This window comes from Pigmentiphaga sp. (assembly GCF_019689535.1).
GTDB lineage: Bacteria > Pseudomonadota > Gammaproteobacteria > Burkholderiales > Burkholderiaceae_B > Pigmentiphaga.
On the sequence record NZ_JADGHH010000180.1, the window covers coordinates 1 to 6967 of the forward strand.

Consider the following 6967-nt stretch of genomic DNA (forward strand, 5'->3'; position numbering starts at 1 on the left):
ACCCGGTCTTGGCCGGTTCAAGAACCGACCCTCCCCCCAATCACTCTCAGCCCCCGCGGCCTGCTGCCGCCTATGGGTTTCCCATGACCCCACTTTGATGATCCCCCTGGACGCCGGGGATTCCCCGAGGTCTTCCCCCTGGACACAGTTCTTGGTTCTCTGGTAGATTGTTTGAATGGTTGAACCAAACTTTCAGGAGACAAGGCATGTTGTCGCACGAGGATAACGAGCGCCTGGTCCGGGTAGGCCCCGGCACGGAAATGGGCAATCTGATGCGGCTGTACTGGATTCCCTTCCTCGCTTCCAGCAACGTGAAGGCGGACGGCCAGCCCTACCGGGTCCGCCTGCTGGGCGAAGACCTGGTGGCTTTCCGGGACAGCAGCGGCCGCGTGGGACTGGTGGACCACGCCTGTCCCCACCGGGGCGCGCAGATGGCTTTCGGGCGCAACGAAGAAGACGGTCTGCGCTGCATCTACCACGGATGGAAGTTCGGCGTGGACGGACAATGCCTGGAGATGCCGGCCGAGCCCGCGGGATCCGCCATGCCGTCGCGCATGCGGATCAAGTCGTACCCGGTGCGCGAACGCCATGGCGTGCTCTGGACCTACATGGGACCCGACGCCGACGACCCGCCACCCCTGCCCGGCCTGGAATGGAACCTCGTGCCCGAAGAACAGTCGGTGGTGACCCTGCGCGTGCAGGAGTGCAACTGGCTGCAGGCGCTGGAAGGCGAGATCGATTCCGCCCATGCGGCCATCCTGCACGGCCGGGTGGATGGGGGGGGCACCGTGAACCAATGGCGCCAGGCGCAAGACCTGATGCCCACCTTCGAATGCCAGCAGCACGATGCGGGCATCAGCATCGCCGCGCGGCGCAAGGTGGACGGAGACAGGGATTACGTGCGGGTCAACCAGTTCCTGATGCCGTTCTGGACCCTGGTGCCGCCGCAGTCGCAGTACCCCGAGCTGAGCGGACACGCATGGGTGCCGATCGACGACGAGCACACGCTCTGCCTGATGTTCTCGTACCACCCCACGCAAACCTTCTACGAGAAAAGCCGCAAGGTCTTCAAGGAGGGCTACAAGGGCCGCGAAACGGGCCATGCCTCCGAGCATTCCTTCGAGCGCCGCGCCGTGACCGTGCCCTATCACACCTACTGGAGCAAGTTCAATCGCGGCAACGCCTACCAGTTCGACTATCAGTCGCAAGTAGAGAAGTACAAGGCCGGCCTGCCGGGGCTATGGGTGCAGGACGCGGCTTGCCAATCGGGCGTCGCGGCCATCTACGACCGCACCCGGGAACACCTGGGCACCACCGATACCGGCATCGCCCGCACGCGTCGCTTCCTGCTGGAAGCCTTGAAGCGGCTGGCCGCCGAGCAGGCGCGCCCCGCGTCGGTCCACGCTCCGGACCTCTTCATGGTCCGCGCCATCTCGGTCACCCTGCCGCGGGGCGGGGACTGGATGGAAGCGGGCCGTGAGTTGATGAAGGCCCGCCTGGGCCAGGACTTCGGCTACACCCCTTAGCAATCCCGCTCATCCACAACGAGCGCGGGGCCCGGCGGGCGATCCGCGCCAAGGAGACGAATCATGATCCCGCATCGACTCGATTGGCGCCTGCTGGCGGGCGCGGCCTGTGTATCGCTTGCCCCTGCGGCGCAGGCGTCGGACTATCCCAGCAAGCCCATCCAGATCATTGTCCCGTACGCGCCGGGCGGCTCCACCGACCAGCTTGCACGGGCGCTGCAAAAGCCGATGAGCGACGCGCTGGGCCAGCAAGTGGTGGTGATCAACAAGCCGGGCGCCGGCGGCACCATAGGCACGGACCAGGTGGTGCGCGCCGAGCCGGACGGCTACACGCTGGTGTTCGGCAACACCGGCCCCAACGCCATCGTGGCGCTGACCCGCAAGATCCCGTACGACCTCTTCACGGACCTGCAGCCCATTTCCACTGTGGCGCTGACGCCCATGATCCTGGCCGTGCCCGCCGACAGCCCGGCCAAGACGCTGAAGGACTTCATCGCCTACGCGAAGAAGCAAGGCAACACGATGAACTTCGGCTCGGTAGGCGCGGGATCGCTTTCGCACCTGACGGGCGAATACTTCAACGAACTGTCGGGCCTGAAGCTGCAGCACGTGCCCTATACCGGCGGCGCGCCCATGCTGCCGGCTTTCATCGGCGGAGAGATCCAGGCGGCGTTCGTGACGGGGCTGGACGGCGCCACCATGCTGGCATCGGGCAAGGTCCGCTACCTGGCCGTGGGCACCGAGAAGCGCACCGACGTGGCCCCCGGCCTGCCCGCCATTGCCGAGGACGTGCCGGGATTCAAGAGCGTGGCCTGGTTCGGGGTGCTGGCGCCTCGCGGCACGCCGGACAACATCGTGAAGAAGCTCAACCGCGCGGTGGCGGCGGCCGTGGCGAATCCCGAGGTGAACAAGCTGTTCCGCGATCGCTGGATCGAGCCGCACAGCAGCACGCCGCAAGAGTTGACCGACATCATCAAGAGCGAAGTCGCCCAATGGAAACCCGTGGTCCAGAAGGCGAACATCCAGAACTGACGCCGGCCACGACCTGCGTACCCAAGGAATCCCATACATGCTGCAGAACCTGGAAGCCGATTTCCCCGCGCACTCGCCGCGCCCCGCGCAGGCGCCCCACGCGCTCGAGGGCATACGGGTGATCGACTTTTCGCATTTCATCGCCGGGCCGTTCGCGACCATGATCCTGGCCGACATGGGGGCGGAGGTCATCAAGATCGAGGCGCCCCAGCGCGGCGACGACTTCCGCCAGTATCCGCCCGTGCATCCCGATATCGGCCAGGGCGCCCCCTTTCTCTGGAGCAACCGCAACAAGCGCAGCGTGGCCCTGGACCTGAAATCGGCGGAAGGATTGCGGATCGCGCGCGAGCTCATCGCCACCGCCGACGTCGTCGTGGAAAATTTTTCCACCGGCGTGATGGAGCGGCTGGGGCTGGACTACGCGAGCTGCCGGCACGGCAACCCGGCGCTGGTGTATTGCTCGGTGTCGGCCTACGGCCGCGAAGGCGCGTTCGCCGACCGGCTGGGCTTCGACCCCATCGTCCAGGCGGAAAGCGGCTTCATGTCGATGAACGGCTATCCCGACCGCGAGGGCGTGCGCGCGCTGTCGCCCGTCATGGACATCGGCACCGCGATGATGGCGGCCAATGCCATCCTCGGCGCGCTGCTCGCCCGGGCGCGGACCGGACAAGGCCAGGCGGTGGAAGTGGCGCTGTTCGACAGCGCGGTGCTGATGACGGGCTACGCCACGCTGCAGCACGTGTTCAGCGGCGAGGAACCCCGCCGCCACGGCAATACCAGCCCGGATACCTGCCCGTCCGGCGCCTTCCGGGCCCGGGATCGCTCGTTCTACATCAACTGCGGCAGCAACAAGATCTTCCAGAGGCTGATGGCGCAGGTACTGGAACGGCCGGACCTGGCCGAGCATCCGGACTATGCCAGCGGCGCGGCGCGCAGCGCGAGGCGCGAAGAGTTGTTCGCCATCCTGGACGAGGCCTTCGCCAAGGAGCCCTGGACGCATTGGCAGGCGCGCATGCGGGTGGCCGGCGTGCCGTGCGGGCTGGTCCGTACGGTAGGCGAGGCGGTGCGGTCGCCCGAGGCCCGCGAACGCAAGCTGCTGACCCGCATCCCCCACGACCGGCTGGGATGGGTTCCCAATCTCGCGCTGCCGATCCGCTATTCGGCCACGCCGCTGGCCGATCCCGTGCCGGCTCCCACGGTGGGGCAGCACACGCGCGAGGTCTTGGGCGCCGTGCTGGGATACGGCGCGGACCGCCTCGACGCGTGCGCCGCCGCGGGTGCCTTCGGCCCGGCCCCTCTCGCGCGCGAAGCAGCGCCATCATGACCGACCGCAGCCTGAAAGGCCGCGTAGCCGTGGCGGGCATAGGCGAGAGCCGCTACTACCGGCACGGGCAATCGCCGGATCCCGAATTCAAGCTGGCGCTGCAGGCCATCCTGGCCGCCTGCCGCGACGCGGGCCTCGCGCCCACGGAGATCGACGGCTTCGCCTCGTACGGCAACGAGCGCAGCGACGCTTCCCGGCTCGCTGCCGCGCTGGGCATTCCGCAACTGCGTTCGGCCACCATGCAATGGGGCGGCGGCGGCGGCGGATGCTGCGCCGCCGTCGCCAATGCGGCCGCCGCCATCCGCGCCGGGATGGCCGAATGTGTGGTGGTCTTTCGTTCGCTGGCCCAAGGCGAGTACGGGCGCTTCGGACAATCCGCGGACCTGGCCACGGTGTCCGGCGAACGGGCCTACCTGATGCCCTATGGCGTATTGGCCCCGCCCCAGCGCTTCGCCATGCGGGTACGCCGCTTCATGCACGATCACGGCATCCGGCAGGAGGCGATGCGCGCCATCGCGCTGGCCTCGTATCGGCATGCGCAGTCGAACCCGCGCGCGGTGATGCATGGCAAGCCGCTGGACGAAGCCGGCTACGACGCCTCGCGCTGGATCGTGGAACCGTTCCGCCTGTACGACTGCTGCATGGAGAACGACGGGGCCGCGGCCCTCATCCTCGTGGATGGGCAGCGGGCGCGCGACTTTCCCCACAAGCCGGTCTACCTGCTGGGCGCCGCGGCGGGCTCGGGATACCGCGCGGGCGCAGATCCGCACAACGCGCCCGGCTACGCCGGCGCCAATTTCGGCACGCTGGCCCCCGAGCTCTACCGCATGGCCGGCGTCAGCCCGCAGGACGTCGGGGTGGTGCAGAGCTACGACAACTTCACCGCGGGCGTGGCCATGGCGCTGATGGAGCACGGCTTCTTCCGGCCGGAAGAAGCCAACGAGTTCCTGACGCTGGACAACTTGTCCGCGCCGTCGGGCAGGCTGCCGCTCAATACCAGCGGCGGCAACCTGGCGGAATGCTATATGCAGGGATTCGAACTGGTGCTGGAGGCCGTGCGCCAGGTGCGGGGCACGGCAACCGCGCTGGCCGACCGCACCGACGTCGCGCTGGTCACCGGCGGGCCGATGGTCACGCCCACCAGCAACCTGCTGCTGGGATCGGAGGCCGCCCTATGAACGCGCGAAAAACCGGCGATGCCCGCTATCTTCCCGCCGGGCTGCCCATCCCCGTTACCGAGCCCGACGGTCTGTCGGCGCCCTATTGGCAAGGGCTGCGCGAGGGCCGGCTGCGCGTACAGCGCTGCCCCGCTTGCCAGGCCTGGCAATTCGGCCCGGAATGGCTATGCCACCGCTGCCATCGATTCGATCCCGAGTGGCGTGACGTGGAAGCGAAAGGACTCATCCACAGCTGGGAACGCGTCTGGCATCCGTCCCATCCGGTACTCAGGCGACATGGGCCATATCTGGTGGTGCTGGTCGAACTGCCCCACGCGGGCGGCGTGCGCATGGTCGGCAATCTGCTGGGGGATCCCATGCAGGAGGTGCGGATAGGCGCGGCGGTCGATGGCGTGTTCGAGCACCATCCCGATGCGGCCCCGCCTTATTCGCTGCTGCAGTGGCGCATCCGCCGGAACGGCTGACGGCGCTTTATCCTGAACGCGAGACTGGCGATGAATCATCACGATGACGAGGCCGCACCCTGCCGGGGCCCTCTTGCCGGCCTGCGGGTAGTCGAGTTCGCGGGCCTGGGCCCCGCTCCTTTCGCCTGCATGCTGCTCGCCGACATGGGGGCGGAGGTCGTCACCATCGCCCGCCCCGGGACGCCGGCCACCGACGCGCGGCAAATCACCGGGCGCGGCCGCCTGGTGGTGCGGGCCGACCTGAAGGACGCCCACGCGCGCGGCGAAGTGCTGCGGCTGCTCGACGCGGCAGACGTGCTGGTCGAAGGTTTCCGGCCGGGAGTCATGGAGCGGCTGGGACTGGGGCCCGATGCCCTCGCCGCGCGCAACCCGCGCCTGGTCTACGGCCGCATGACGGGTTGGGGCCAGGCGGGCCCGCTGGCGCAGACCGCCGGACACGACATCAACTACATCGCGCTCGCGGGCGCCCTCCATGCCATCGGCCCGGCGGACGCCGCGCCCGTGCCGCCGCTCAACCTGGTGGGAGACTACGGGGGCGGCAGCCTCTACCTGGTGGCGGGCATCCTGGCCGCGCTGTACGAATCGCGCCGCTCGGGACGCGGCCAGGTGGTGGATGCGGCCATTACCGACGGCGTGCTGTCGCTGATGAGCCAATGCATGTCCGAGGCGCTCAAGGGCACCTTCCGCGAACGCCGCGGCGCCAACATGCTGGATGGCGGCGCGCCCTACTACGGCGTCTATGCCACCGCCGACGGCGGCCACGTGGCCGTCGGCCCGATCGAACCGCCGTTCTTTGCGGAGCTGTGCGAACGGCTGGACGTCGATCCGGTCCTGCGCGACGCCCAGCACGATCCGGCGCGGTCGGCGGCCTTGCGGGCCGAGCTCGCGGCGCGTTTCGCGCGCCGGACGCGGCGGGATTGGGAAGACATCTTCGCCGGCAGCGACGCCTGCGTCACGCCCGTGCTGAGCCTGTCGGAGGCGCGGGCGCATCCCCACCATGCCGCGCGCCAGGCATTCGTCGAAGTGCAAGGCACGCCGCAGCCGGCCCCCGCTCCGCGGTTCTCGCGCACGCCTTCCGCCGCGCGGCCGGCGCGGGAAACCAGCATCGCGGCGGTCGCCAGGCGCTGGGAGCGGCCCCAGCCCGTATGATGCATGCATGGATCCGCGCGCGCATGCCGCGAGCGCGGGTGCCCCGCAAGGAGAAACGAGCGCATGGTTAATCCCGGCGAAGACAACGCATCGATCGAACAACTGCTGCACGAGCGCTGGAGCTGCCGCGGCTTCCTGCCGCAGACACTGCCCCGGGCGACCATTACCCGGATACTGGCGCTGGCGCAGCGGACCGCCTCGTGGTGCAACACCCAGCCCTGGCAGGTGGTGGTGACCTCGGGCGCCGGCACGGAGCGCTTTCGCGAAGCCCTGGGCGCGCACGTGGCGAGCCAT

At 68.8% G+C, this 6967-nt stretch carries 7 protein-coding genes; all 7 read left to right on the plus strand.

Going from position 1 to position 6967, the window contains the following annotated elements; all coding sequences use genetic code 11:
• Window positions 1-206: 206 nt before the first annotated feature.
• Window positions 207-1526, plus strand: a complete 1320-nt coding sequence (locus IRZ12_RS14050) for a Rieske 2Fe-2S domain-containing protein (RefSeq protein WP_296469551.1) — start codon at window positions 207-209, stop codon at window positions 1524-1526.
• A 63-nt stretch (window positions 1527-1589) separates the two neighbouring features.
• A complete protein-coding gene (locus tag IRZ12_RS14055) occupies window positions 1590-2558 on the plus strand; it encodes a tripartite tricarboxylate transporter substrate binding protein (protein WP_087780596.1) in 969 nt (322 codons plus the stop codon).
• Between the two features lie 37 nt (window positions 2559-2595).
• Window positions 2596-3882, plus strand: coding sequence for a CoA transferase (locus tag IRZ12_RS14060; RefSeq protein ID WP_296469552.1), 1287 nt, complete (start codon window positions 2596-2598; stop codon window positions 3880-3882).
• Window positions 3879-5060: an acetyl-CoA acetyltransferase gene (locus tag IRZ12_RS14065; protein ID WP_296469553.1), complete on the plus strand. Its 1182-nt coding sequence runs from the start codon at window positions 3879-3881 to the stop codon at window positions 5058-5060. The genes IRZ12_RS14060 and IRZ12_RS14065 overlap by 4 nt, the downstream gene beginning before the upstream one ends.
• The gene (locus IRZ12_RS14070; protein WP_296469554.1) at window positions 5057-5524 is read left to right on the plus strand and encodes a zinc ribbon domain-containing protein; all 468 of its coding nucleotides are present in this window, start codon (window positions 5057-5059) and stop codon (window positions 5522-5524) included. The genes IRZ12_RS14065 and IRZ12_RS14070 overlap by 4 nt, the downstream gene beginning before the upstream one ends.
• A 30-nt stretch (window positions 5525-5554) precedes the next feature.
• Window positions 5555-6673 (plus strand): CaiB/BaiF CoA-transferase family protein, encoded by a 1119-nt coding sequence (locus tag IRZ12_RS14075; RefSeq protein ID WP_296469555.1) that lies wholly within the window; start codon window positions 5555-5557, stop codon window positions 6671-6673.
• Window positions 6674-6736: 63 nt separating this feature from the next.
• Window positions 6737-6967, plus strand: a 231-nt coding sequence (locus tag IRZ12_RS14080) for a nitroreductase family protein (protein WP_296469556.1), incomplete at its 3' end; no start/stop codon positions are given.

Bases quoted from the DNA above. Each gene is read 5' to 3' on its own strand.
- IRZ12_RS14050 (WP_296469551.1), top strand. From the start codon at position 207: ATGTTGTCGCACGAGGATAACGAGCGCCTGGTCCGGGTAGGCCCCGGC.
- IRZ12_RS14055 (WP_087780596.1), top strand. From the start codon at position 1,590: ATGATCCCGCATCGACTCGATTGGCGCCTGCTGGCGGGCGCGGCCTGT.
- IRZ12_RS14060 (WP_296469552.1), top strand. From the start codon at position 2,596: ATGCTGCAGAACCTGGAAGCCGATTTCCCCGCGCACTCGCCGCGCCCC.
- IRZ12_RS14065 (WP_296469553.1), top strand. From the start codon at position 3,879: ATGACCGACCGCAGCCTGAAAGGCCGCGTAGCCGTGGCGGGCATAGGC.
- IRZ12_RS14070 (WP_296469554.1), top strand. From the start codon at position 5,057: ATGAACGCGCGAAAAACCGGCGATGCCCGCTATCTTCCCGCCGGGCTG.
- IRZ12_RS14075 (WP_296469555.1), top strand. From the start codon at position 5,555: ATGAATCATCACGATGACGAGGCCGCACCCTGCCGGGGCCCTCTTGCC.